This window comes from Streptomyces sp. NBC_00876, from assembly GCF_045207435.1.
Classification (GTDB): Bacteria; Actinomycetota; Actinomycetes; order Streptomycetales; family Streptomycetaceae; genus Streptomyces.
In genome coordinates this window covers 5,119,236-5,141,633 of record NZ_CP108800.1, presented here as the reverse complement: position 1 = coordinate 5,141,633, position 22,398 = coordinate 5,119,236, and the positions used below count along the sequence as shown (strand labels likewise).

The following is a 22,398-nucleotide window of genomic DNA, read 5'->3' as shown; positions in this document are numbered from 1 at the left end:
ACCACCGCGCGCTGATCCGCCGTCAGCAGCAGCCGGCGCCCGGCAGGGTCCGCACATTGCGGGCCTCGACCGCCCTGGCCGCCAGCAACTCGTCGACCGGATAGGCGACTTCCTCCAGGGTCAGCCCGTGCGGGCGCACCACATGAACCCCCGGGTCGCGGACCGCCGCCGCCAGCACCTCGGCCGGCCACGGGGCCGGGCGCCGCCCGTCGCCCACGAACAGCATCGCCCCCACCAGCGCACGCACCATGTTGTGGCAGAAGGCATCGGCCTGCACGGTGCCGGTGATGATCCCGGACGCCTCGTCACGTACCCAACTCAGCTGCTGAAGCGTCCGGATGGTCGTCGCGCCCTCACGCTTCTTGCAGTACGCGGCGAAGTCGTGCTCCCCCGTCATGCGCGCAGCGGCGGAGTTCATCGCGTCGAGGTCCAACTGCCGGTCGTGCCACAGCACATGACCGCGCACCAGCGGATCGACCCCGCCGGGCCCGTCCGACACCCGGTAGGCGTACCGGCGCCACAGGGCCGAGAAGCGGGCGTTGAACCCGGCCGGCGCCTCCTCGATCCGCCGGATCCGCACATCGGGCGCCATCCGGCCGGCCATCCGCCGCAGCAGTTTGTCCGCGTGCTCGGCCCACACCTCGCCCGGCAGATCCACGTGCGCGACCTGGCCCCGCGCGTGCACCCCGGCATCGGTGCGCCCGGCCACGGTCAGGTCATAGGTGCGCGTGGAGCGGGTCACGGTCCGCAGCGCATCCTCGATCTCCCCCTGGACGGTCCGCCGGCCGGTCTGCTTCGCCCAGCCCGAGAAGTCCTTGCCGTCGTACGCAAGATCCAGCCGCACCCGGACGAATCCGGGCTCCACCACATCACTCACACCAGCGATCCTCTCAAGATCCCTACACAGCGGAACGGGCCCGCACCGCCCCGAAGGGTGATGCGGGCCCGTCCAGAGGTCTCAGAACGCTCAGGCGTCCTTGGACTCCTCGTCGGCCTCGGCCGGCTTGGCGTCCTCGACGGACTCGACCGGGGTCTCGTCCTTCTTGAGGGCGTCTTCCTTGACCGCACGCTTCGTGGCGGCCTCGGCCTCACCGGTGGCAGCCTGCGCCACGGTCAGGGCCTCGACCAGCTCGATGACGGCCATCGGGGCGTTGTCGCCGCGACGGTTGCCGATCTTGGTGATACGGGTGTAACCACCGGGGCGGTTCTCGTACCGCGGGGCGATCTCGGTGAAGAGCGTGTGCACGATGCCCTTGTCCGTGATCGACTGCAGCACCAGGCGACGGTTGTGGATGTCGCCCTTCTTCGCCTTGGTGATGAAACGCTCGGCGACCGGACGCAGGCGGCGGGCCTTGGCCTCGGTCGTGGTGATGCGGCCGTGCTCGAACAGCGACTTCGCAAGGTTGTTGAGAAGAAGCTTCTCGTGCGCAGCGCTGCCGCCCAGACGGGCACCCTTGGCGGGCTGAGGCATGGTTTTCTCCTTGTGTGCTGCACCGGCCGTATCAGGTACCGGTGTCAGTTCCCGTGAGGCGGTCGCCACACGGAAGTCATGTCTGCCGGTCGCGCCGGAAATCCGACATCAGCGGATTTCAAGCCCGTCCGGCGATTGAGGACAACGCCCTCACGCCCGAGCCGAATTCAAGCCCGTCCGGCGATTGAGGACAAAGCCCTCGCCCGGTCCGGGGCACCCGTCAGGGACGGGCACCCCAGCCGGAGGCGACTCAGTACTGCTCGGTCTCCACGAAACCGGCATCCGCGTCGTCGTCCGCACCGAACGCGTCGGCCGCGGCGGTCGGGTCGAAGCCGGGAGGCGAGTCCTTCAGCGCCAGGCCCATACCGGCCAGCTTCGCCTTGACCTCGTCGATCGACTTCGCACCGAAGTTGCGGATGTCGAGCAGGTCCGCCTCGGAGCGGGCCACGAGCTCGCCCACCGAGTGGATGCCCTCGCGCTTGAGGCAGTTGTACGAGCGGACCGTGAGCTCCAGCTCCTCGATCGGCAGCGCCAGATCGGCGGCGAGCGCGGCGTCCGTCGGCGAGGGGCCCATGTCGATGCCCTCGGCGTCGATGTTGAGCTCGCGCGCCAGACCGAACAGCTCGACCAGGGTCTTACCGGCCGACGCCATGGCGTCACGGGGACGCATGGCCTGCTTGGTCTCGACGTCGACGATCAGCTTGTCGAAGTCGGTGCGCTGCTCGACACGGGTCGCCTCGACCTTGTACGTGACCTTGAGCACCGGGGAGTAGATGGAGTCGACCGGAATCCGGCCGATCTCCTGGCCCACCTGCTTGTTCTGGACGGCGGAGACGTAGCCGCGACCGCGCTCGACGGTCAGCTCCATCTCCAGCTTGCCCTTGCCGTTCAGCGTGGCCAGGACGAGGTCCGGGTTGTGGACCTCGACACCGGCCGGCGGGGCGATGTCGGCAGCGGTGACCAGGCCGGGACCCTGCTTGCGCAGGTACATCACGACCGGCTCGTCGTGCTCCGAGGAGACGACCAGCTGCTTGATGTTGAGGATGAGGTCGGTGACGTCCTCCTTGACGCCCGGCACGGTGGTGAACTCGTGCAGGACACCGTCGATGCGGATGCTGGTGACAGCGGCACCCGGGATCGAGGAGAGGAGCGTACGGCGGAGGGAGTTGCCGAGCGTGTAGCCGAAGCCCGGCTCCAGCGGCTCGATGACGAACCGCGAGCGGAACTCGTCAACGACCTCTTCGGTCAGCGACGGACGCTGAGCGATAAGCATGTGTGAATCCTTCAGTCGTGGGCGCCCACTATTTGACACCCGACAGATGAAACAAGGATACGGGCGGCACACCCCCGTAGGGGGCATACCGCCCGTACCCACGCTACTGACGCACGGCCGTCACCGGCCGTTGCGGATCAGACGCGGCGACGCTTCGGCGGACGGCAGCCGTTGTGCGGCGTCGGGGTGACGTCCTGGATCGAACCGACCTCGAGGCCCGTGGCCTGGAGGGAGCGGATCGCGGTCTCGCGGCCGGAGCCCGGACCCTTGACGAAGACGTCAACCTTGCGCATGCCGTGCTCCTGCGCGCGGCGGGCGGCCGACTCGGCGGCCATCTGCGCGGCGAAGGGGGTGGACTTGCGCGAGCCCTTGAAGCCGACGTGGCCGGCGGAGGCCCAGGAGATCACGTTGCCCGAGGGGTCCGTGATCGAGACGATGGTGTTGTTGAACGTGCTCTTGATGTGCGCGTGGCCGTGAGCGACGTTCTTCTTTTCCTTGCGACGCACCTTCTTGGCTGCGCCCTGACGACCCTTGGGGGGCATGTCTTGACTCCAGATGGAGAGGGGAGGTGATCGGTCCTACAGCGAAGACCGCTGGATGCTGCGGATGTCCGGAGACCCGGACGCTCGCAGTGCGTCCGCTGAGGACTACTTCTTGCCCGGCTTCTTCTTACCGGCGATCGCGCGACGCGGACCCTTGCGGGTACGGGCGTTGGTGCTGGTGCGCTGACCGTGGACCGGGAGACCGCGACGGTGGCGGATGCCCTGGTAGCAGCCGATCTCGATCTTGCGGCGGATGTCGCCCTGGATCTCGCGGCGAAGGTCACCCTCGGTGCGGAGGTTGGCGTCCACGTACTCGCGGATCTTGACCAGGTCCTCTTCGGCCAGGTCACGAACGCGGGTGTTCGGGTTCACGCCGGTGGTGGCGAGGATCTCCTTGGACCGGGTGCGCCCGATACCGAAGACGTAGGTGAGGGCAACCTCCACGCGCTTTTCGCGCGGGATGTCAACACCTGAAACGCGTGCCATTCAATGGCTCCAGTTGTTATTTCGGGGGTCTTCCGCAATGCCGCTCCCGACCGCCGACCTCTCACGGGGAGAAGGTGGTACGTCCGGGTCTCCGGCCCCCGCCGGAGGTGTCGTCAGCCGTGGCTTGGACGGGCACTGCGTATGTACGTTTACGTGCGTCGCGCGAAGTCTGCGAGATGCAGGGGGTCGTGCGTCAGCCCTGGCGCTGCTTGTGGCGCAGGTTGTCGCAGATGACCATGACCCGACCGTGACGGCGGATCACCTTGCACTTGTCGCAGATCTTCTTGACGCTCGGCTTGACCTTCATGGGATGTCAGGTTCTCCGGGTCAGTGCCAGCACCCCGCCGCAGCGGAATGAGGGCAAGATCTACTTGTAGCGGTAGACGATCCGGCCACGCGTCAGGTCGTACGGGGAGAGCTCCACGACGACCCGGTCGTCCGGGAGGATACGGATGTAGTGCATCCGCATCTTGCCGGAGATGTGCGCGAGGACCTTGTGACCGTTCTGGAGCTCCACCCTGAACATAGCGTTCGGGAGAGACTCGATCACGGTGCCCTCAATTTCGATGGCACCTTGCTTCTTGGCCACGCTTCGCCTTTCGAATCGGCTACCTTGATCGTCTCTCGCACGCCGCATGCGGACACACGGATGCACGAGAGCCGACGAGTCAGTCTACGTCAGCGGACTCCAAAAGACGAATCCGTCAAGTTTGCCCACCGCGGGAGATCCTTAGACCTCCGGGTGGCCGACAATCACCCCAAGGGGCCCGGCGCCGCCTCCACGCCGACCCCTCCATCACGCAGCCCTCGCGAGCTCGGCGCCCGGGGCGCCTCACAGGCTTCGGCCTGCCGCGCCGGACTCCGTCCGCCGGAGGGCACTCACCCCAAGGGGTCCGGCGCCGCCTCCACGCCGTACTGGGCCAGCTTCTCGCGGCCGCAGTCCGGGGCGGTCAGGACCAGCGGTCCCTGCTCCGTGAGAGCGATGGAGTGCTCCCAGTGCGAGGACCAGGTGCCGTCGGTCGTGATGACGGTCCACTCGTCCTCCAGCACCTCGGTGTGTGCCGTACCGAGGGAGACCATCGGCTCGATGGCCAGGCACACGCCCGGCACCAGTTTGATGCCCTTGCCGCGCTTGCGGGCGACGTAGTTCAGCAGGTGCGGGTCCATGTGCATCTCGGTGCCGATGCCGTGCCCGCCGTAGTCCTCGATGATCCCGTACTTGCCGGTCGCCGGGCGGGGCTGGCGGCGGATGTAGGTCTCGATCGCCTTCGAGATGTCGACCAGGCGGTTGTTCACCTTCATCGCGGCGATGCCGGCCCACATCGACTCCTCGGTCACCCGGGAGAGCTCGATGAGCTCCGGGGCGTGACCGGTGCCGACGAACGCCGTGTACGCGGCGTCGCCGTGCCAGCCGTCGATGATCGCGCCGGCGTCGATGGAGATGATGTCGCCGTCCTTGAGGACGGTCTTGTCGTCCGGGATGCCGTGGACGACGACCTCGTTGACCGAGGTGCAGATGGTCGCGGGGAATCCGCCGTACCCGAGGAAGTTCGACTTCGCGCCGTGGTCGGCGATCACCTTGCGGGCGACCTGGTCCAGGTCCTGCGTGGTGGCGCCGGGTACCGCGGCCTCACGGGTGGCCGCGTGAATGGCAGCGACCACCAGCCCCGCCTCACGCATCTTCGCGATCTGCTCGGGGGTCTTGATCTGCACCATTGCGCGGCGCCTTTCTGCATGGACGGTGACGGCTGCGGCGTACTCAACGATACGGCGCAAACAGTCGGCCGCGGCGCCCAAGGACGCCGCGGCCGACTGCACTGCATGTACTGCGGGTGTTCTCTCAGCCCTCGTCGGACTTCAGAGCCTCCATGGCCCGCTCGGTCACATCGGTGACCTTGCCGAGCGCGGAGATGGTGACCACCAGGTTCTGCGCCCTGTAGTAGTCGATGATCGGCTCGGTCTGCGTGTGGTAGACCTCGAGCCGGGTACGGACCGTCTCTTCGCTGTCGTCGTCGCGCTGGTACAGCTCGCCGCCACAGGTGTCGCAGACACCCTCGGCCTGCGGCGGGTTGTACGTCACGTGGAACACGTGCGCGCTGTCGTTGCGGCAGATCCGGCGGCCCGCGATCCGCTTCACGACCTCGTCCTCGGGGACTTCGAGGTCGAGGACCGCGTCCAGCTTTACGCCCTCGTCCTTCAGCATCACATCGAGGGCTTCGGCCTGGCCCACATTGCGCGGGAAGCCGTCGAGCAGGAAGCCGTTGACCGCGTCCGGCTGGGACATGCGGTCCTTGGCCATCCCGATCGTGACCTCGTCCGGTACCAACTGGCCTGCGTCCATGTAGGCGCGGGCCTGCTTGCCAAGGTCAGTGCCCTGGCTGATGTTGGCGCGGAAGAGGTCGCCCGTGGAGATGTGCGGAATCGACAGGTTCTTGGCAAGGTACGCAGCCTGCGTTCCCTTGCCGGCACCCGGCGGGCCGACGAGGACGATTCGCATCAGCGGAGGAACCCTTCGTAATTGCGCTGCTGGAGCTGACTCTCGATCTGCTTCACGGTCTCCAGACCCACACCCACGATGATGAGGATGCTCGTCCCGCCGAACGGGAAGTTCTGGTTAGCGCCACCGAAGCCTGCCAACGCCATCGTCGGCACCAGAGCGATCAGGCCCAGGTACAGCGAGCCCGGCCAAGTGATCCTGTTGAGCACGTAGCTCAGGTACTCGGCAGTAGGTCGACCAGCCCGGATACCCGGGACGAAGCCACCATACTTCTTCATGTTGTCGGCGACTTCCTCGGGGTTGAACGAGATCGCCACGTAGAAGAAGGCGAAGAACACGATCAACAGGAAGTACGACGCCAGGTAGTACGGGTGGTCGCCCTTGACGAAGTGGTCCTTGATCCAGGTCGCCCAGCCCGCGGTGGAGTTGGAGAACTGGACGATCAGAGCCGGGATGTAGAGCAGCGAAGAAGCGAAGATGACGGGAATCACACCCGCCTGGTTCACCTTCAGCGGGATGTAAGTGGACGTACCACCGTACGACCGGCGCCCGATCATGCGCTTCGCGTACTGCACCGGGATACGGCGCTGAGCCTGCTCGACGAAGACCACGAGGGCCACCATCACGAAGCCGATCAGGATGACGGTGCCGAACTCGATCCAGCCGTCCGCGAGCTTGCCGCTCGTCTTGATGGCCCACAGGGCGCCGGGGAAGCTGGCGGCGATCGAGATGAACATCAGGATCGACATGCCGTTGCCGATGCCGCGGTCGGTGATGAGCTCACCGAGCCACATGACGGCGGCGGTGCCGGCGGTCATCGTGATGACCATCACGATGGTCGTGAAGACCGATTGGTTCGGAACGATCTGGTCGGCGACCGGGCAGCCGCTGAACAGCGCGCCGCTGGTGGCCGTGGCCACCAGGCCGGTGCCCTGCAGGATGGCGAGTGCGACCGTCAGATAACGCGTGTACTGCGTGATCTTCGTCTGGCCGGACTGCCCCTCCTTCTTGAGCGCCTCGAGTCGGGGAATCACCACGGTCAGCAGCTGAAGAATGATGCTGGCCGTGATGTACGGCATGATGCCGAGCGCGAAGATCGTGATCTGCAGCAGTGCACCACCGCTGAACATGTTCACCAGGCCGAAGAGGCTGTTGTTGCCCTTGCTTGCCTGATCAACACAGGTCTGGACGTTCTCGTAGCTCACTCCCGGGACCGGGATGTGCGCCCCGAGCCGGTAGAGCACGATGATGCCGAGCGTGAAGAACAGCTTCTTGCGCAGGTCGGGCGTCTTGAACGCCCGGGCGAACGCGGTGAGCACGGTGCCTCCTGCGACCCCCGCGCAATGCGTAGAGGTGACGGTCTTGAGGATCGATGAATACGTAATAGCCAAAGGGCCCAAGGCGCTTGCACCCAGGGCTTACCACAGCAACGGAGGCCACCTTACCGGCGTACATGCCCCCCTAGGAACGACCAACCGGGGATGCCCCATATGAGAGGCATCCCCGGTCGGATGTTCAGGCCACCGAATGGTCCGAGTTGTCTCAGACGAGCTCGGTGACAGTGCCGCCGGCAGCGGCAATCTTCTCCTTGGCGGAGCCGGAAACGGCGTCAACCGAAACCTGCAGCGCCACGGAGATCTCGCCCTGTCCGAGGACCTTGACGAGGTGGTTGTTACGCACAGCGCCCTTGGCGACCAGACCGGCCACCGTGACCTCTCCACCCTCGGGGTAGAGCGTCGCGAGCTTGTCCAGGTTCACGACCTGGTACTCGGTGCGGAACGGGTTCTTGAAGCCCTTGAGCTTCGGGAGACGCATGTGGAGGGGCATCTGCCCGCCCTCGAAGCGCTCCGGAACCTGGTAACGGGCCTTGGTGCCCTTGGTGCCACGTCCGGCAGTCTTACCCTTGGACGCCTCACCACGACCCACACGGGTCTTGGCGGTCTTGGCGCCCGGGGCAGGCCGGAGGTCGTGGGCCTTCAGCGGCTTGTTCTCCGCCATGTCAGTCGACCTCCTCAACCGTCACGAGGTGGCGGACGGTGTTAGCCATTCCGCGGAACTCGGGGCGGTCCTCCTTGACAACCACGTCGTGCAGGCGCTTGAGCCCGAGCGAACGAAGGGTGTCGCGGTGGTTCTGCTTGCTGCCGATGTACGACTTCGTCTGCGTGATCTTGAGACGGGCCATTACGCACCCGCTCCCGCACGAGCACGAAGCAGAGCCGCGGGGGCGACGTCCTCGAGGGGCAGACCGCGGCGGGCCGCGATCTCCTCGGGACGCTGCAGGCCCTGGAGGGCCGCCACGGTCGCGTGCACGATGTTGATCGGGTTCGAAGAACCGAGCGACTTCGACAGGATGTCGTGAACGCCGGCGCACTCCAGAACGGCGCGCACCGGGCCACCGGCGATAACACCGGTACCGGGGGAAGCAGGCTTGAGCAGAACGACGCCCGCAGCCTTCTCGCCCTGGATCGGGTGAGGGATGGTGCCCTGGATACGCGGAACCTTGAAGAAGCTCTTCTTGGCCTCTTCAACGCCCTTGGCGATGGCCGCGGGAACTTCCTTGGCCTTGCCGTATCCGACACCGACGGTGCCGTCACCATCGCCCACCACGACCAGCGCGGTGAAGCTGAAGCGACGACCACCCTTCACAACCTTGGCGACGCGGTTGATCGCGACGACGCGCTCGACGTACGCGGTCTTCTCGGCGGCGCTGGGGCCACCGTCACGGCCCTTCCGGTCCCGCCGCTCGCCGCCACCGGCACCGCTTCCGCGGCGCTGGGGTCCAGCCATTGGAATTACCTCTCTCTGTTACGTCCGCTGTGCGTAGGAACCGGGGCTTAGAACTTCAGCCCGGCTTCACGGGCGGCGTCAGCCAGAGCGGCAATCCGCCCGGCGTACTGGTTACCACCGCGGTCAAACACGACGGCCTCGACGCCTGCGGCCTTGGCACGCTCTGCGACCAGGGCCCCGACCTGCTTGGCCAGGGTGCTCTTGTCACCCTCGCCACCACGGATGGAAGCGTCCAGGGTCGAAGCCGACGCGAGCGTGTGGCCCGCGACGTCGTCGATGACCTGAGCCACCATGTGGCGGTTCGAACGCGTCACAACCAGGCGCGGCCGCTCCGGCGAACCGGAGATGTGCTTGCGGACACGGATGTGGCGACGCTTGAGGGCGGCACGCTTGTAGGCGTCACCCTTGGCGATCTTTACGCCGTATGCCATCGCTACTTACCAGCCTTTCCGACCTTGCGGCGGATGACCTCGCCGGCGTACTTGACGCCCTTGGCCTTGTACGGGTCAGGCTTCCGCAGCTTGCGGATCTTGGCCGCGGTCTCGCCGACCTTCTGCTTGTCGATGCCCTCGACGGTGAACTTCGTGGGGGACTCCACCTTGAAGGTGATGCCCTCCGGGGCCTCGATCAGGATCGGGTGGCTGTAGCCCAGGGCGAACTCCAGATTGGAGCCCTTCGCCTGGACGCGGTAACCGACACCACTGATCTCGAGCGCCTTGATGTATCCCTGGGTCACACCGGTGATCATGTTCGCCACCAGCGTGCGGGACAGGCCGTGAAGGGCCTTGTTCTGACGCTCGTCGTTCGGGCGGGCGACGTTCAGGACGCCGTCCTCACCCTTGGTGACCTCGATCGGCGACGCAACGGTGTGCGAGAGGGTGCCCTTGGGGCCCTTCACTGCGACCGTACGGCCATCGATGGTGACGTCCACACCGGCGGGAACCTGGATGGGGAGCTTGCCGATTCGCGACATGAGCTATTCCTCCGTTCCCGACTACCAGACGTAGGCGAGGACTTCCCCACCTACGCCCTTCTTGCTGGCCTGCTGGCCGGTCAGGAGACCGTGGGACGTGGAGATGATCGCCACGCCCAGGCCGCCGAGAACCTTCGGCAGGTTGGTGGACTTTGCGTATACACGCAGACCCGGCTTCGAGATTCGCTTGATGCCGGCGATCGAGCGCTCGCGGTTCGGGCCGAACTTCAGCTCGAGAACGAGGCTCTTGCCGACCTCGGCGTCCTCGACCTTCCAGCCGGTGATGAAGCCCTCCTGCTGGAGGATCTCCGCGATGTGCGACTTGATCTTGCTGTGCGGCATCGCGACATCGTCGTGATACGCCGAGTTCGCGTTACGCAGACGCGTGAGCATGTCTGCGATGGGATCAGTCATGGTCATGAGTTGGCCTTCGGCCTCTCTCGCCGGGGTTTCCTGTATGCGCCATCCCTCTCCCTACTCAGAGGCAGGACGGGTGCGGTGCGGGGACCTACGGCGTAGTAAGTCGGTCTTGGGCGGCAGGCGCCCAACCCCACAAGCCTACGGCATGCGAGGACGGGCTCCTGCCGACCAGATGCTTACCGAGAGTCTCCGGTGATTCCCAACGCCCAAGGGGCGAAGGAGAATTACCAGGAGCTCTTGGTCACGCCCGGCAGCTCGCCACGGTGAGCCATCTCACGAAGGCACACGCGGCACAGGCCGAACTTGCGGTAGACGGAGTGGGGCCGGCCGCAGCGCTGGCAGCGGGTGTACCCGCGGACGCCGAACTTCGGCTTGCGGGCGGCCTTAGCGATCAGGGACTTCTTCGCCACGGTCAGTTCTCCTTGAACGGGAAGCCGAGGTGACGAAGGAGGGCACGACCCTCGTCGTCATTGGTCGCCGTGGTGACCACGGTGATGTCCATGCCCCGGACCCGGTCGATCTTGTCCTGGTCGATCTCGTGGAACATGACCTGCTCCGTGAGACCGAAGGTGTAGTTGCCACGGCCGTCGAACTGCTTCGGCGACAGGCCACGGAAGTCACGGATACGCGGAAGCGCGAGCGACAGCGTACGGTCCAGGAACTCCCACATGCGGTCACCACGGAGGGTGACGTGGCAGCCGATCGGCTGCCCCTCGCGCAGCTTGAACTGCGCGATCGACTTGCGGGCCTTGGTGACGGCCGGCTTCTGACCGGTGATCGTGGTGAGGTCGCGCACGGCGCCATCGATCAGCTTGGAGTCGCGGGCGGCGTCGCCCACACCCATGTTGACCACGATCTTGACCAGACCGGGGATCTGCATGACGTTCTCGTAGGAGAACTCCTCACGCAGCTTGCCGGCGATTTCCTCGCGGTAGCGCGTCTTGAGACGCGGCGCAGTGGTGGTAGTCATCAGATGTCCTCACCGGTGCGCTTGGCAACGCGGATCTTGTTGCCCTCGTCGTCAAAGCGGTAGCCGACGCGAGTAACGACCTTGTTGCCGTCCTTCTCAACAACCAGCTGCACGTTGCTGACGTGGACGGGGGCCTCGGTCGTCACAATGCCACCGGTCTGCGAACCGCGAGCGGTCTGACCGGCCTTGGTGTGCTTCTTGACCCGGTTGACACCCTCGACGAGGACGCGGTCCTGAGCGGGGTAGGCCACGATGACCTTGCCCTGCTTGCCCTTGTCCTTACCGGTGATGACCTGAACCAGGTCGCCCTTCTTGATCTTCATGCTTACAGCACCTCCGGCGCGAGCGAGATGATCTTCATGAACTTCTTCTCGCGCAGCTCACGGCCCACCGGGCCGAAGATACGGGTGCCGCGGGGGTCGCCGTCGTTCTTGAGAATGACAGCGGCGTTCTCGTCGAAGCGGATGTACGAGCCATCCTGACGACGACGCTCCTTGACGGTGCGAACGATGACGGCCTTGACGACGTCACCCTTCTTCACGTTGCCACCGGGGATCGCGTCCTTGACGGTGGCGACGATGACGTCACCGATGCCCGCGTAGCGGCGACCCGAGCCACCGAGAACACGGATGGTGAGAATTTCCTTCGCACCCGTGTTGTCGGCGACGCGCAGTCGCGACTCCTGCTGGATCACGTCTATCTCCTGATCGTCTGCCGGTTCCCGGCGGGGGCCGCTCCGTTACCGGAGCGAACCCCCGCCGAGCCTGGCGGAACCTGCCTGAAGGGGAAGCCCCTCAGGAATTACTTGGCCTTCTCGAGGATCTCGACGATGCGCCACCGCTTCGTGGCGGACAGCGGCCGGGTCTCCATCAGGAGGACGCGGTCGCCGACGCCGGCGGCGTTCTGCTCGTCGTGAGCCTTGAGCTTGTTCGTACGGCGGATGACCTTGCCGTACAGCGCGTGCTTGACGCGGTCCTCGACAGCGACGACGACGGTCTTGTCCATCTTGTCGCTGACGACCAGACCCTCACGGGTCTTGCGGAAACCGCGGTCGGTGTTCGTCTCAGTCACAGTCTTCTCGCTCATCAGACGCTCTCCACCGTCTCGATGCCGAGCTCGCGCTCACGCATCAGGGTGTAGATCCGGGCGATGTCCTTACGGACGGACTTGAGCCGGCCGTGGTTCTCGAGCTGTCCGGTCGCCGCCTGGAAGCGGAGGTTGAACAGCTCTTCCTTGGCCTCGCGGAGCTTGTTGAGGAGCTCCTCGTTGCCCAGCTCGCGCAGCTCGGACGTCTTGGTACCGGCCGACATCACGACTCACCTGCCTCGCGCCGAACAATCCGGCACTTCATCGGAAGCTTGTGAGCAGCGCGGGTGAGCGCCTCACGAGCAATCTTCTCGTTCGGGTAGGACAGCTCGAACATCACCCGGCCCGGCTTGACGTTCGCGATCCACCACTCGGGAGAACCCTTACCGGAACCCATGCGGGTCTCGGCAGGCTTCTTCGTCAGGGGACGGTCCGGGTAGATGTTGATCCAGACCTTGCCGCCACGCTTGATGTGACGGGTCATCGCGATACGAGCGGACTCGATCTGACGGTTCGTCACGTACGCCGGGGTCAGCGCCTGGATGCCGTACTCGCCGAACGCAACCTGCGTGCCACCCTTGGACATACCGCTGCGCTTCGGGTGGTGCTGCTTGCGGTGCTTGACCCTACGGGGGATCAGCATTTCGGTCAGGCCTCCGTTCCGGTGCTCTCAGCCGCCGGAGCAGCGGCGGTCGCGTCGGCCTTGGGGGCCTCGGCGGCCGGAGCCGACTGCTGCGGCTTGCGGCCACGACCGCCACGCTCGCCACCACGGCCACCGCGGCCGGCCGGACGGTCAGCGCCGCCACGGGCCGGGCGGTTGCCCGCACGGGCAGCAGCGTTCTCGGCGCGGACCTCGGCGATGTTCTTGACGTCGCCCTTGTAGATCCAGACCTTCACGCCGATGCGGCCGAAGGTCGTCTTGGCCTCGAAGAAGCCGTAGTCGACGTTCGCACGGAGGGTGTGCAGGGGCACGCGGCCCTCGCGGTAGAACTCCGAGCGGGACATCTCGGCGCCGCCGAGGCGACCGCCGCACTGGATCTTGATGCCCTTGGCGCCGGCCTTCATCGAGCTCTGCATGCTCTTACGCATGGCACGACGGAAGGAGACGCGGGAGGAGAGCTGCTCGGCGACGGCCTGGGCCACCAGCTGAGCGTCCACCTCGGGGTTCTTGACCTCGAGGATGTTCAGCTGGACCTGCTTGCCGGTCAGCTTCTCCAGCTCGCCACGGATGCGGTCGGCCTCGGCGCCGCGGCGGCCGATGACGATGCCCGGGCGGGCGGTGTGGATGTCAACGCGGACGCGGTCGCGGGTGCGCTCGATCTCAACCTTCGAGATGCCGGCTCGCTCCATGCCCTTCGTCATCATGCGACGAATGGCAACGTCTTCCTTGACGTAGTCCTTGTACAGCTTGTCGGCGTACCAACGGGACTTGAAGTCCGTGGTAATGCCGAGCCGGAACCCGTGCGGGTTTACCTTCTGGCCCATTACCGGGTTCCTTCCTTGCTGCTGACGACCACGGTGATGTGGCTGGTCCGCTTACGGATCCGGTAGGCACGGCCCTGAGCACGCGGACGGAACCGCTTCAGGGTCGGGCCCTCGTCCACGTACGCCTCGCTGATGACCAGCGAAGAGGCGTCAGGGTGGTCGTAGTTGTGTGCAGCGTTGGCAATGGCGCTGTCGAGCACCTTGCCAACCGGCACGCTCGCGGCCTGCGGGGCGAAACGCAGGACCGCCTGAGCCTCCGTGGCATCCATGCCACGGATGAGGTCCACCACTCGGCGGGCCTTCATGGGCGTGACGCGGATGTACCGCGCCTGGGCCCTGGCTTCCATGGTTGTCCCTTCGGTGTGAGTCATAGTCGTTTCCACCCCGCGCTAGCGGCGCTTCGACTTCCGGTCGTCCTTGACGTGGCCGCGGAAGGTGCGAGTCGGCGAGAACTCGCCGAGCTTGTGGCCGACCATCGACTCGGTGACGAACACCGGGACGTGGATCTTGCCGTTGTGCACCGCGATGGTGTGACCCAGCATGGCCGGGATGATCATCGAGCGACGGGACCAGGTCTTGATGACGTTCTTGGTGCCAGCTTCGTTCTGGACGTCCACCTTCTTGACGAGGTGGCCGTCGACGAAGGGCCCCTTCTTGAGACTGCGCGGCATCTAAACCCGCTCCTAGCGCTTCTTGTTCGTCTTGCGGCGGCGGACGATGTACTTGCTCGATGCCTTCTTCGGCGAGCGAGTACGACCCTCCTTCTGACCCCACGGCGAGACCGGGTGACGTCCACCGGAGGTCTTGCCTTCACCACCACCGTGCGGGTGGTCGACCGGGTTCATCGCAACACCGCGGACGGACGGGCGAACGCCCTTCCAGCGCATGCGACCGGCCTTGCCCCAGTTGATGTTCGACTGCTCGGCGTTGCCGACCTCACCGATGGTGGCGCGGCAGCGGGCGTCGACCAGGCGGATCTCACCCGACGGCATACGAAGGTGGGCCATGGTGCCCTCCTTCGCCAGCAGCTGCACGGAGGCACCCGCGGAACGGGCGAACTTCGCGCCGCCGCCGGGCCGCAGCTCGATGGCGTGGATGGTCGTACCGACCGGGATGTTGCGCAGCGCCAGGTTGTTGCCGGGCTTGATGTCGGCGGCCGGGCCGTTCTCGACACGGTCGCCCTGTCCCAGGCCACGCGGCGCGATGATGTAGCGCTTCTCGCCGTCCGCGTAGTGCAGGAGCGCGATGCGCGCGGTGCGGTTCGGGTCGTACTCGATGTGCGCGACCTTGGCCGGCACGCCGTCCTTGTCGTGACGACGGAAGTCGATCACGCGGTAGGCGCGCTTGTGGCCACCACCCTGGTGGCGAACGGTCACACGACCGGTGTTGTTACGGCCGCCCTTGCTGTGCAGGGGGCGGACCAGCGACTTCTCCGGCGTGGACCGCGTGATCTCGACAAAGTCGGCGACGCTGGAGCCACGACGGCCCGGGGTCGTCGGCTTGTACTTGCGGATACCCATTTCTCAGTCCTCGTCCGATTCCGGACGACTCGACCTCCGTTAGGAGGTCGGGCCGCCGAAGATGTCGATTCGGTCGCCCTCAGCGAGGGTCACGATGGCGCGCTTGGTGTCAGCGCGCTTGCCGAAACCGGTCTTGGTGCGCTTGCGCTTACCCTGCCGGTTGATCGTGTTGACCCCGGTGACCTTGACCGAGAAGACCGCTTCCACGGCCTGCTTGATCTGGGTCTTGTTGGAGCCGGGCGCGACGATGAACGTGTACTTGTTCTCGTCGAGCAGCGCGTAGCTCTTCTCCGAAACAACCGGCTTGACGAGAACGTCACGCGGGTCGGAGTAGGTCTTGCTGGTAACGGTCGCCTCACTCATCAGGCGTCGCTCCCTTCGGTCTCAGCGGTCTGGGGGCCAGACACGAAGGACTCGAAAGCGGCCTGGGTGAAGACCACGTCGTCAGAGACGATCACGTCGTACGTGTTCAGCTGGCCCGGGTCCAGGATGTGCACCTGGGGCAGGTTGCGCGCGGAGAGCCACGCGGCCTCGTCGTTGCGCTCGACGACCAGGAGCACGTTGTTGCGCTCCGAGATCTTGCCGAGCAGCGCCTTGACGGCCTTGGTGGAGATCCCGCTCTCGACCACGCCGGTGACGACGTGGATACGGGAGTGACGCGCCCGGTCGGAGAGGGCACCGCGCAGGGCGGCGGCCTTCATCTTCTTCGGGGTGCGCTGCGAGTAGTCGCGCGGCTTGGGGCCGTGCACGACGCCACCGCCGACGAACTGCGGCGCGCGGGTCGAACCCTGGCGGGCGCGGCCGGTGCCCTTCTGGCGGTACGGCTTGCGGCCACCACCACGGACTTCACCGCGGCGCTTGGTCGAGTGCGTGCCCTGACGGGCAGCTGCCAGCTGTGCGACAACGACCTGGTGGATCAGCGGAACGCTGGTCTTCGCGTCGAAGATCTCCGCGGGGAGCTCGACGGTACCGGCCTTGTCGCCTGCCGGCGAAAGGATGTCAATGGTGCTCATTACCTCAAGCCCCCTTGGCCGCGGTACGGACCAGGACGAGGCCGCCGTTCGGACCGGGGACTGCGCCCTTGATGAGCAGCAGACCCTTCTCCGCGTCAACCGCGTGGATGGTCAGGTTCTGGGTGGTGACGCGCTCGTTACCCATCCGGCCGGCCATGCGCATGCCCTTGAAGACACGCCCAGGGGTGGCGCAGCCACCGATCGAACCGGGGGAACGGTGCTTGCGCTGGACGCCGTGACCGGCGCCGAGGCCCTTGAAGTTGTGACGCTTCATGACACCGGCGAAGCCCTTGCCCTTGCTCTTGCCCGTGACGTCAACCTTGACGCCGGACTCGAACACCTGGGCGGTGATCTCCTGGCCCAGCGTGTACTCGCTGGCGTCAGGGGTGCGGAGCTCCACCAGGTGGCGGCGGGGGGTCACGTCGGCCTTGGCGAAGTGGCCCTTGAGGGGCTTGTTCACCTTGCGCGGGTCGATCTCGCCGAAGGCGATCTGGACCGACTCGTAGCCGTCGCTGTCGTTCGTACGAACCTGCGTCACGACGCACGGCCCGGCCTTGACGACGGTCACCGGGACAACCCGGTTGTTCTCGTCCCAGACCTGGGTCATGCCGAGCTTCTCGCCCAGGACGCCCTTGATGTTCTTGCTCATCTCGGCCCGTCCCCTCAGAGCTTGATCTCGATGTCGACGCCCGCCGGAAGGTCGAGGCGCATCAGCGAGTCAACCGTCTTCGGCGTGGGGTCGAGGATGTCGATGAGGCGCTTGTGCGTGCGCATCTCGAAGTGCTCGCGAGAGTCCTTGTACTTGTGCGGCGACTTGATGACGCAGTACACGTTCTTCTCAGTGGGCAGCGGCACCGGGCCCGCGACCGACGCACCAGTGCGGGTCACCGTCTCGACGATCTTCTTCGCCGAGGAGTCGATGACCTCGTGGTCGTAGGCCTTGAGCCGGATGCGGATCTTCTGTCCCGCCATGGCTACTAGTAGTCCTGTCTCTCGTAACGCTCTGGAACCCGGGGTTCTGTAACTCCGCCTCCGACCCACGCGGTCGGGCGTGTCGCATCCCCTCTACGTAAAAATCCCGAAGGATTTCCCAACCAAGGGGGTGCGGGCCTGAGACCGCGCTGCCGGGGGAGGAACCCCACCGGGCGCCTGGCCGGTGCCACACATCCGCTTCCCGAAAGATTCCCGTACGTCCGGCCCTTACAGGGCCGACGAGTACTGTGGGACTCGCTTCCGGTCCTCCCGGCGGGAGGCGCGCAGCATTGACACTCAACCGAGCAACCTGGTCAGTGTGCCATACGGGGCACTGGCCTGGCCAATCGGGTGGAGGATCTTACCCCCCGCGGATGGATGGTCAAACGCGGGCACGCACCGCGCCCCGCCCGCCCGTACCCCGCCCCGTAATTCGGTCGAGCTCCGGACGCCCCCGCCCCTACAGTGACCGGCCGGACAAGGCGTCGTCGCGGGGGAACGGAACATGCGCACTCACTATCCCCGGACCGCGCATCTGCCCTGGTCACCCGGGGCCACCTCGGACGACGTACGGCTCACCGGCCTCGCCGGCCTGACCGGCTCCGAGGTCGTGGTGACCGAGAAGCTCGACGGTGAGAACACCACGCTGTACGCAGACGGGCTGCACGCCCGCTCCCTCGACTCGGCGCACCATCCCTCCCGGGGTTGGGTCAAGGCGCTCCAGGGACGCATCGGCCCCCGCATCCCCACGGGGTGGCGGATCTGCGGCGAGAACATGTTCGCCCGCCACTCGATCCCGTACGAGGACCTGGCGAGCCACTTCTACGGATTCTCCGTCTGGGACGGGGAGCACTGCCTCGGCTGGGACCGGACCGTGGCCTTCCTCCAGGACCTGGGAATCCCGGCGCCGCCGGTGCTGTGGCGCGGGGTGTTCGACACCCGCGCCGAACGCACCCTGCGGGCGATGAAGCCCGACACGGTGCGGCAGGAGGGATACGTCGTCCGCCCGGCCGAAGGCTTCGCGGCCGCCGAGTTCGGGCACCGGGTGGCGAAGTGGGTGCGGCCCGGCCATGTGACGACGGGCACGCACTGGATGCACGCGGAGGTCGTGGAGAACCGCCTCGGCCCGGCCGCCGCCCTGTGGGCCGTGCGCTCGGGCGCCCCGGTGGATCCGGCGGCGCTCGCCGCCGCCACGGGGACCGGACCGGGCGACCCCCCGGCCGCCCTCGCGGCGGGCGACGCCCTGGACGCCCTGGGCCGTACGGGCGACGACCGGCTGGCCGGGGTGCTCGCCACCCTGCTGCACCGCACCCCGCGGGCCCGGCTGGCACCGGCACTGGCCGCACCGCTCGGGATGCCGCTCGCCCGGCGGATCGCGGACCTCGTCGGGCTGCACCCCTCGCTGCACCGCCCGTACCCCGACGAGAAGCGCCACGGCGGCCTGGCACGGATTTCGCTCGCCGCCGGCCTGCCCGTCCTGCACGCGGTGGCCGGCGCACTGGCCGGCAGCGCGGCGGCGCGCGAGCAGGTGGAGTGGTCGGCCCTGCACGCCCAGGACGTGGCCGAGCCGGACGGGCTGGCCGAGGCCTTCGCCGGTCTGGACCCGGCCGCCGCCGCCCGCTGCCTCGCGCAGGCCCGTGAGGCGTACGCGCTCGGCCGCATCAGCAGCGCGGACGAGGCCGTCGCCGCGACCTGGCGGTGGCGGTCCGGCCGGTTCCCGCGCCTGGTCCATCTGGTCGGGCCTTCGGGCAGCGGGAAGAGCACCTTCGCCCGCGGTCTGCCAGGCACCGCCACCTACGTCTCGCTCGACGACCTGCGCCTGGCCCGCGGCTCGCGCGCCGACCAGGGCGCCAACGCGGACGTCCTGCGCGAGGGGCTGCGGCGCCTGGACGCCGCCCTGGTCCCGGGCGCCACCGTGGTCTGGGACGCCACCTCCCTCAACCCGCAGCAGCGCTCCCTGGTCCACGCGGTCGCCCACCGCCGGGACGCCCTGATCACCCATGCCGTGGCATGGACCGGCGAGGGCGAGCTCATCGCGCGCAACGGCCGGCGTACCCACCCCGTACCCCCGGAGGTACTGACGTCCCAGCTGCGCCGGTTCGTCCCCCCGTACCCCGGCCAGGCGCACCGCACCTGGTACATCGGCACCAGCGGAACCGTGGAGGACCGGGCCTGATGCGTACGAGCGAGGAGATCTACCACCGGGTCCGCTGGGACGCCCGGTTCGACCCGGCACGCTTCGTGCTGGGCGTCGCCCAGCGCGGCCGGGACCCCAAGCGGGTACCGCTGGAGCGGTTCACCCCCGGCGGGGACGTCCCCTGGCACCGGGTGCTGTTCTTCGAGGCGGACGGCGAGGTGGTGTGGGACCGGTCCTCGGGCACGGACCGGATCGACGCGACGGACGCGGGCCGCGTACGGACCCCGCGCCGGCTCCCGTCCCCGTACTTCACGTCCCGTGTCCCGCATGCCTTCTCCTCCTCCACGGGCACCTGGGAGCCGATGCCCGCCCGGCCCCCGGGCCCGTCCGGTCCGCTGACGGTCCTCACCTGGAACACCCTCTGGGACCGCTACGACAGCGACCGCATCGACACCGCCCGGCGCCGCCCGCTGCTGCTCGACGCCCTGCGCGCGGCGGACGCGGACGTCATCGCGCTCCAGGAGGTGGAACCCGCGCTCCTGGAGCTGCTGCTGGCCTGCGACTGGGTACGGGACGGATACGTCCTGGCCACCGACCCGGCGGGCCGTGACGTACCGGACTGCGGTCTGCTGCTGCTCAGCCGGCTGCCCGTGAGCGAGGCGGGTCTGCACCCGCTGGGCCCGCACAAGGCGGTGGCGGCGGCCGTGGTGGAGACCGCCGGCGGCCCCGTCACGGTGGCCGTGACCCACCTCAGCAGCGACCACTCCCCCGACGGCGCCGCCCGCCGGGACTCCGAACTAGCCGACCTGGCAACGGGGTTGGCCGGCATCGAGGGCGAACTCCTGCTCGTCGGCGACTTCAACGACGGCGGCGACCACCCGCGGTCCCGCCTGGCGATGGCGGACGCCTGGAACGAGGTGCACGGCCCCGCCGACCGCACCCCCACCTTCGACCCGTCGGTGAACCCTCTCGCCGCCGTCTCCTCCCTCTCCGGCCGCGTCTCCCGGCTGGACAGGATCCTGCTGCGTACGGAACGGCTGCGCGCCCGGTCGGCGGTCCTGACCGGCGAGACACCCGGCCCGGAGGGGCTGTACGTCTCCGACCACTACGGGGTGCGGGTGGAGCTGGGCGCGCCCCTTCTGGTGGCCGAAGGGGTGACGGAACGGGTGGTCGCGGCCCTCCCCGGCGCCCATGTCCACGTCGTCGGCTCCCGGCGCATGGGCTGCGCACCGCCCGGCGCGGACCTGGACCTGGTGGCGGCGCTGCCCGGCGCACCCGACCCGGCAGCTGTGCGGCACCGGATGGCCGCCGCGTTTCCGGAGGCGCGGGGGCTGCGCGAGGTGACCGGCGCCCGGGTGCCGGGCCTGCGCTGGTATCTCGACGGCCTCCGGATCGACCTGGTCACCGTGTCGACCGCCGCCCTCTCCCCCGCCGACGCGGTGGCCCGCCGCACGGAGCTGGGCGAGGCGGCGGCCGTCGCGCTGAGCGCAGTGAGCGACGCGGAAGCGGTGCTCGCGGCGGCGGACCCGCACCGGGACGCCTTCGCCGCCCTCGCCCGGGACGTCAAGGAGTGGGCGCGCGCCCGGGGCCTGGACTCCGCCCCGTGCGGCGGACTGCCGGGCCTGGCCTGGACCGTCCTCGCGGCCCGTACCGCGCACGAGGCGGGCGGTCTGCCGCCCCTCGCCCTGCTCCGGCGCTTCTTCGCGACGTGGGCGGCGTGGGACTGGAGCGAGGCGGTGGGCGGGGCTGCGGCAACCGGCGACCCGGTCACGGTGCTGACCCCGACCGCTCCGGTACGTTCCTGCACCACCCAGGTCACCCCCGCCGGCCGCGACCTGCTCACCGCCGAGCTCTTCCGCGCCTGGGAGATCCTGGAGGAGGCGGCGGAGGACGCCCACCCACGCCCTCTCCTCTGCGCCCCGCCCGTACTGCGGGAACACCATGCGGCCTGGGCCCTCGCCTCCGCAGGGCCCGGCGAGGGCGACGAGGGCCGGCTGCGCGGCCGCCTCCTCGCCCTGCTCGCAGCGCTCGCCGACGCGGGTGCACCCGACGCCCGCATCTGGCCGCACCCGCTCACGGCCGACGGCCGCACGGGCTACGCGATCGGGCTGGGCACGACGCCGCCCGACGGCCCCCGGCTGTCGGAGATCGGGGCGGAGCTGCTCCGCGGCATCCGGGGCGCCTCGCTGGCACCGGTGGGACTGTCCGCCCTCCGGTCGGCCGGGGCCCCGGCGTTCACCCTCTGCCAGACTCCCGCCATGCATGTACGTACCACTCAAGCCTGGTCCCTGCGCCCGGCCACCGCCGACGACCTCGATGCCACGGCCGAGCTCCGGGCCGTCGTGATGCGCCCGGACCTGGTCCGGCTCGGCCGCTACGACGAGCACCGGGTGCGCCGGCGGCTGCGCGACTCCTACGTGCCCGAGCACACCTCGGTGATCCTCGTCGACGGCCGCTTCGCCGGCAGTGTCACGCTGCGGCCCTTCGAGGACGGCCGGTGCCTGGAGAGCTTCCTCATCGCCGAGGAGTTCCAGGGGCGGGGCATCGGCTCGGCCGTGCTGAGCGCCCTGCTGGCCCGTACGGACGCCGAAGGGGTGCCGGTCCGCCTCAACGTGCTCCAGGGCAGCGCGGCCCGGCGGCTGTACGAGCGGCACGGGTTCGTCCTGGAGCGCGAGGACCCGGTCGACGTCTTCATGGTGCGCATGCCGCCCGTACCCGTGGCCTGAGACAAGACGAAGGGCCCCGTCCCACCGCTTGCGCGGCGGG

The 22,398-nt window shown here is 67.9% G+C and carries 33 protein-coding genes; 2 read left to right on the top strand and 31 right to left on the bottom strand.

All coding sequences use genetic code 11. The annotated features are described in order from the left end of the window. Nucleotides 1-22 precede the first annotated feature (22 nt). From truA to rpsJ, 31 genes are all read right to left on the bottom strand, one after another. Nucleotides 23-877: a tRNA pseudouridine(38-40) synthase TruA gene (gene truA / locus OG782_RS22715; RefSeq protein WP_406453720.1), complete on the bottom strand. Its 855-nt coding sequence runs from the start codon at nt 875-877 to the stop codon at nt 23-25. Nucleotides 878-967: 90 nt separating this feature from the next. Further along, nucleotides 968-1,471 (bottom strand): 50S ribosomal protein L17, encoded by a 504-nt coding sequence (gene rplQ, locus OG782_RS22710; RefSeq protein ID WP_136328425.1) that lies wholly within the window; start codon nt 1,469-1,471, stop codon nt 968-970. A 250-nt stretch (nt 1,472-1,721) separates the two neighbouring features. Next, entirely contained in the window at nt 1,722-2,744 is a 1,023-nt protein-coding gene (locus tag OG782_RS22705) for a DNA-directed RNA polymerase subunit alpha (RefSeq protein WP_003966937.1), read from the bottom strand. A gap of 137 nt (nt 2,745-2,881) precedes the next feature. Then, nucleotides 2,882-3,286, bottom strand: coding sequence for a 30S ribosomal protein S11 (rpsK, locus tag OG782_RS22700; RefSeq protein WP_003956432.1), 405 nt, complete (start codon nt 3,284-3,286; stop codon nt 2,882-2,884). Nucleotides 3,287-3,391: 105 nt separating this feature from the next. Next, nucleotides 3,392-3,772, bottom strand: coding sequence for a 30S ribosomal protein S13 (gene rpsM / locus OG782_RS22695; protein WP_014047799.1), 381 nt, complete (start codon nt 3,770-3,772; stop codon nt 3,392-3,394). 193 nt (nt 3,773-3,965) lie between these two features. Beyond that, on the bottom strand, nt 3,966-4,079 hold the full coding sequence (gene rpmJ, locus OG782_RS22690) for a 50S ribosomal protein L36 (protein ID WP_003956441.1): 114 nt from the start codon (nt 4,077-4,079) through the stop codon (nt 3,966-3,968). Between the two features lie 60 nt (nt 4,080-4,139). Further along, nucleotides 4,140-4,361 (bottom strand): translation initiation factor IF-1, encoded by a 222-nt coding sequence (gene infA / locus OG782_RS22685; RefSeq protein ID WP_014047798.1) that lies wholly within the window; start codon nt 4,359-4,361, stop codon nt 4,140-4,142. Nucleotides 4,362-4,651: 290 nt separating this feature from the next. After that, nucleotides 4,652-5,488 (bottom strand): type I methionyl aminopeptidase, encoded by an 837-nt coding sequence (gene map, locus OG782_RS22680; protein WP_406453717.1) that lies wholly within the window; start codon nt 5,486-5,488, stop codon nt 4,652-4,654. 124 nt (nt 5,489-5,612) lie between these two features. Continuing rightward, complete coding sequence (locus tag OG782_RS22675; protein ID WP_406453715.1) at nt 5,613-6,269, bottom strand: adenylate kinase; 657 nt, start codon at nt 6,267-6,269, stop codon at nt 5,613-5,615. Then, a complete protein-coding gene (secY, locus tag OG782_RS22670) occupies nt 6,269-7,588 on the bottom strand; it encodes a preprotein translocase subunit SecY (protein ID WP_406453713.1) in 1,320 nt (439 codons plus the stop codon). Before secY ends, OG782_RS22675 begins: the two co-directional genes overlap by 1 nt. A gap of 223 nt (nt 7,589-7,811) precedes the next feature. Next, a complete protein-coding gene (gene rplO / locus OG782_RS22665; RefSeq protein ID WP_250968189.1) occupies nt 7,812-8,267 on the bottom strand; it encodes a 50S ribosomal protein L15 in 456 nt (151 codons plus the stop codon). A gap of 1 nt (nt 8,268) precedes the next feature. Further along, nucleotides 8,269-8,451: a 50S ribosomal protein L30 gene (rpmD, locus tag OG782_RS22660; protein ID WP_024491595.1), complete on the bottom strand. Its 183-nt coding sequence runs from the start codon at nt 8,449-8,451 to the stop codon at nt 8,269-8,271. Further along, nucleotides 8,451-9,056, bottom strand: a complete 606-nt coding sequence (gene rpsE, locus OG782_RS22655; RefSeq protein WP_406453711.1) for a 30S ribosomal protein S5 — start codon at nt 9,054-9,056, stop codon at nt 8,451-8,453. The genes rpmD and rpsE overlap by 1 nt, the downstream gene beginning before the upstream one ends. Before the next feature lie 47 nt (nt 9,057-9,103). Next, entirely contained in the window at nt 9,104-9,487 is a 384-nt protein-coding gene (gene rplR / locus OG782_RS22650; RefSeq protein WP_328905327.1) for a 50S ribosomal protein L18, read from the bottom strand. 2 nt (nt 9,488-9,489) lie between these two features. After that, nucleotides 9,490-10,029 (bottom strand): 50S ribosomal protein L6, encoded by a 540-nt coding sequence (gene rplF, locus OG782_RS22645; RefSeq protein ID WP_326738107.1) that lies wholly within the window; start codon nt 10,027-10,029, stop codon nt 9,490-9,492. Between the two features lie 21 nt (nt 10,030-10,050). Beyond that, nucleotides 10,051-10,449, bottom strand: a complete 399-nt coding sequence (rpsH, locus tag OG782_RS22640; RefSeq protein ID WP_014154584.1) for a 30S ribosomal protein S8 — start codon at nt 10,447-10,449, stop codon at nt 10,051-10,053. Nucleotides 10,450-10,673: 224 nt separating this feature from the next. Continuing rightward, on the bottom strand, nt 10,674-10,859 hold the full coding sequence (locus tag OG782_RS22635) for a type Z 30S ribosomal protein S14 (RefSeq protein WP_024491590.1): 186 nt from the start codon (nt 10,857-10,859) through the stop codon (nt 10,674-10,676). Nucleotides 10,860-10,861: 2 nt separating this feature from the next. Beyond that, entirely contained in the window at nt 10,862-11,419 is a 558-nt protein-coding gene (gene rplE / locus OG782_RS22630) for a 50S ribosomal protein L5 (RefSeq protein ID WP_018550615.1), read from the bottom strand. Further along, on the bottom strand, nt 11,419-11,742 hold the full coding sequence (gene rplX, locus OG782_RS22625) for a 50S ribosomal protein L24 (RefSeq protein ID WP_018550616.1): 324 nt from the start codon (nt 11,740-11,742) through the stop codon (nt 11,419-11,421). The genes rplE and rplX overlap by 1 nt, the downstream gene beginning before the upstream one ends. A 2-nt stretch (nt 11,743-11,744) precedes the next feature. Beyond that, complete coding sequence (gene rplN / locus OG782_RS22620) at nt 11,745-12,113, bottom strand: 50S ribosomal protein L14 (protein ID WP_003966950.1); 369 nt, start codon at nt 12,111-12,113, stop codon at nt 11,745-11,747. A 107-nt stretch (nt 12,114-12,220) separates the two neighbouring features. Continuing rightward, a complete protein-coding gene (gene rpsQ / locus OG782_RS22615; protein WP_073786784.1) occupies nt 12,221-12,505 on the bottom strand; it encodes a 30S ribosomal protein S17 in 285 nt (94 codons plus the stop codon). Further along, nucleotides 12,505-12,729, bottom strand: coding sequence for a 50S ribosomal protein L29 (gene rpmC / locus OG782_RS22610; RefSeq protein ID WP_024494976.1), 225 nt, complete (start codon nt 12,727-12,729; stop codon nt 12,505-12,507). Before rpmC ends, rpsQ begins: the two co-directional genes overlap by 1 nt. After that, entirely contained in the window at nt 12,729-13,148 is a 420-nt protein-coding gene (rplP, locus tag OG782_RS22605) for a 50S ribosomal protein L16 (protein WP_003966953.1), read from the bottom strand. Before rplP ends, rpmC begins: the two co-directional genes overlap by 1 nt. 5 nt (nt 13,149-13,153) lie before the next feature. Then, nucleotides 13,154-13,990, bottom strand: a complete 837-nt coding sequence (rpsC, locus tag OG782_RS22600) for a 30S ribosomal protein S3 (RefSeq protein WP_096625054.1) — start codon at nt 13,988-13,990, stop codon at nt 13,154-13,156. Further along, the gene (rplV, locus tag OG782_RS22595; RefSeq protein WP_026290933.1) at nt 13,990-14,337 is read right to left on the bottom strand and encodes a 50S ribosomal protein L22; all 348 of its coding nucleotides are present in this window, start codon (nt 14,335-14,337) and stop codon (nt 13,990-13,992) included. Before rplV ends, rpsC begins: the two co-directional genes overlap by 1 nt. Nucleotides 14,338-14,379: 42 nt before the next feature. Continuing rightward, complete coding sequence (gene rpsS / locus OG782_RS22590; RefSeq protein WP_015610726.1) at nt 14,380-14,661, bottom strand: 30S ribosomal protein S19; 282 nt, start codon at nt 14,659-14,661, stop codon at nt 14,380-14,382. A gap of 12 nt (nt 14,662-14,673) precedes the next feature. After that, nucleotides 14,674-15,510, bottom strand: coding sequence for a 50S ribosomal protein L2 (gene rplB / locus OG782_RS22585; RefSeq protein ID WP_024494973.1), 837 nt, complete (start codon nt 15,508-15,510; stop codon nt 14,674-14,676). 39 nt (nt 15,511-15,549) lie between these two features. Then, entirely contained in the window at nt 15,550-15,873 is a 324-nt protein-coding gene (gene rplW, locus OG782_RS22580) for a 50S ribosomal protein L23 (protein WP_014154589.1), read from the bottom strand. Further along, nucleotides 15,873-16,523 (bottom strand): 50S ribosomal protein L4, encoded by a 651-nt coding sequence (gene rplD, locus OG782_RS22575; RefSeq protein WP_406453705.1) that lies wholly within the window; start codon nt 16,521-16,523, stop codon nt 15,873-15,875. The genes rplW and rplD overlap by 1 nt, the downstream gene beginning before the upstream one ends. A gap of 4 nt (nt 16,524-16,527) precedes the next feature. Further along, on the bottom strand, nt 16,528-17,172 hold the full coding sequence (rplC, locus tag OG782_RS22570; protein WP_136328436.1) for a 50S ribosomal protein L3: 645 nt from the start codon (nt 17,170-17,172) through the stop codon (nt 16,528-16,530). A gap of 14 nt (nt 17,173-17,186) precedes the next feature. Then, entirely contained in the window at nt 17,187-17,495 is a 309-nt protein-coding gene (rpsJ, locus tag OG782_RS22565; RefSeq protein ID WP_003948644.1) for a 30S ribosomal protein S10, read from the bottom strand. Between the two features lie 505 nt (nt 17,496-18,000). Between rpsJ and OG782_RS22560 the strand changes: the two genes are divergently transcribed. Both OG782_RS22560 and OG782_RS22555 read left to right on the top strand, forming a co-directional pair. Further along, nucleotides 18,001-19,671, top strand: coding sequence for an RNA ligase family protein (locus OG782_RS22560; protein ID WP_406453703.1), 1,671 nt, complete (start codon nt 18,001-18,003; stop codon nt 19,669-19,671). Next, nucleotides 19,671-22,358 (top strand): GNAT family N-acetyltransferase, encoded by a 2,688-nt coding sequence (locus OG782_RS22555; protein ID WP_406453701.1) that lies wholly within the window; start codon nt 19,671-19,673, stop codon nt 22,356-22,358. The genes OG782_RS22560 and OG782_RS22555 overlap by 1 nt, the downstream gene beginning before the upstream one ends. Nucleotides 22,359-22,398: the final 40 nt, after the last annotated feature.

What these genes read in the sequence shown, in the direction of transcription:
- rplV (WP_026290933.1), bottom strand. Translation starts at nt 14,337, where the DNA reads ATGGAAGCCAGGGCCCAGGCGCGGTACATCCGCGTCACGCCCATGAAG.
- rplQ (WP_136328425.1), bottom strand. Translation starts at nt 1,471, where the DNA reads ATGCCTCAGCCCGCCAAGGGTGCCCGTCTGGGCGGCAGCGCTGCGCAC.
- rpmC (WP_024494976.1), bottom strand. Translation starts at nt 12,729, where the DNA reads ATGTCGGCCGGTACCAAGACGTCCGAGCTGCGCGAGCTGGGCAACGAG.
- OG782_RS22555 (WP_406453701.1), top strand. Translation starts at nt 19,671, where the DNA reads ATGCGTACGAGCGAGGAGATCTACCACCGGGTCCGCTGGGACGCCCGG.
- rplR (WP_328905327.1), bottom strand. Translation starts at nt 9,487, where the DNA reads ATGGCATACGGCGTAAAGATCGCCAAGGGTGACGCCTACAAGCGTGCC.
- rplD (WP_406453705.1), bottom strand. Translation starts at nt 16,523, where the DNA reads ATGAGCACCATTGACATCCTTTCGCCGGCAGGCGACAAGGCCGGTACC.
- OG782_RS22560 (WP_406453703.1), top strand. Translation starts at nt 18,001, where the DNA reads ATGCGCACTCACTATCCCCGGACCGCGCATCTGCCCTGGTCACCCGGG.
- rplB (WP_024494973.1), bottom strand. Translation starts at nt 15,510, where the DNA reads ATGGGTATCCGCAAGTACAAGCCGACGACCCCGGGCCGTCGTGGCTCC.
- map (WP_406453717.1), bottom strand. Translation starts at nt 5,488, where the DNA reads ATGGTGCAGATCAAGACCCCCGAGCAGATCGCGAAGATGCGTGAGGCG.
- rpsQ (WP_073786784.1), bottom strand. Translation starts at nt 12,505, where the DNA reads ATGAGCGAGAAGACTGTGACTGAGACGAACACCGACCGCGGTTTCCGC.
- rpmJ (WP_003956441.1), bottom strand. Translation starts at nt 4,079, where the DNA reads ATGAAGGTCAAGCCGAGCGTCAAGAAGATCTGCGACAAGTGCAAGGTG.
- rplW (WP_014154589.1), bottom strand. Translation starts at nt 15,873, where the DNA reads ATGAGTGAGGCGACCGTTACCAGCAAGACCTACTCCGACCCGCGTGAC.
- rpsM (WP_014047799.1), bottom strand. Translation starts at nt 3,772, where the DNA reads ATGGCACGCGTTTCAGGTGTTGACATCCCGCGCGAAAAGCGCGTGGAG.
- rplC (WP_136328436.1), bottom strand. Translation starts at nt 17,172, where the DNA reads ATGAGCAAGAACATCAAGGGCGTCCTGGGCGAGAAGCTCGGCATGACC.
- rpsC (WP_096625054.1), bottom strand. Translation starts at nt 13,990, where the DNA reads ATGGGCCAGAAGGTAAACCCGCACGGGTTCCGGCTCGGCATTACCACG.
- rpsS (WP_015610726.1), bottom strand. Translation starts at nt 14,661, where the DNA reads ATGCCGCGCAGTCTCAAGAAGGGGCCCTTCGTCGACGGCCACCTCGTC.
- rplF (WP_326738107.1), bottom strand. Translation starts at nt 10,029, where the DNA reads ATGTCGCGAATCGGCAAGCTCCCCATCCAGGTTCCCGCCGGTGTGGAC.
- rplO (WP_250968189.1), bottom strand. Translation starts at nt 8,267, where the DNA reads ATGGCGGAGAACAAGCCGCTGAAGGCCCACGACCTCCGGCCTGCCCCG.
- rpsE (WP_406453711.1), bottom strand. Translation starts at nt 9,056, where the DNA reads ATGGCTGGACCCCAGCGCCGCGGAAGCGGTGCCGGTGGCGGCGAGCGG.
- OG782_RS22675 (WP_406453715.1), bottom strand. Translation starts at nt 6,269, where the DNA reads ATGCGAATCGTCCTCGTCGGCCCGCCGGGTGCCGGCAAGGGAACGCAG.
- OG782_RS22705 (WP_003966937.1), bottom strand. Translation starts at nt 2,744, where the DNA reads ATGCTTATCGCTCAGCGTCCGTCGCTGACCGAAGAGGTCGTTGACGAG.
- rplP (WP_003966953.1), bottom strand. Translation starts at nt 13,148, where the DNA reads ATGCTGATCCCCCGTAGGGTCAAGCACCGCAAGCAGCACCACCCGAAG.
- rplX (WP_018550616.1), bottom strand. Translation starts at nt 11,742, where the DNA reads ATGAAGATCAAGAAGGGCGACCTGGTTCAGGTCATCACCGGTAAGGAC.
- rpsJ (WP_003948644.1), bottom strand. Translation starts at nt 17,495, where the DNA reads ATGGCGGGACAGAAGATCCGCATCCGGCTCAAGGCCTACGACCACGAG.
- rpsK (WP_003956432.1), bottom strand. Translation starts at nt 3,286, where the DNA reads ATGCCCCCCAAGGGTCGTCAGGGCGCAGCCAAGAAGGTGCGTCGCAAG.
- rpsH (WP_014154584.1), bottom strand. Translation starts at nt 10,449, where the DNA reads ATGACCATGACTGATCCCATCGCAGACATGCTCACGCGTCTGCGTAAC.
- rplE (WP_018550615.1), bottom strand. Translation starts at nt 11,419, where the DNA reads ATGACTACCACCACTGCGCCGCGTCTCAAGACGCGCTACCGCGAGGAA.
- rpmD (WP_024491595.1), bottom strand. Translation starts at nt 8,451, where the DNA reads ATGGCCCGTCTCAAGATCACGCAGACGAAGTCGTACATCGGCAGCAAG.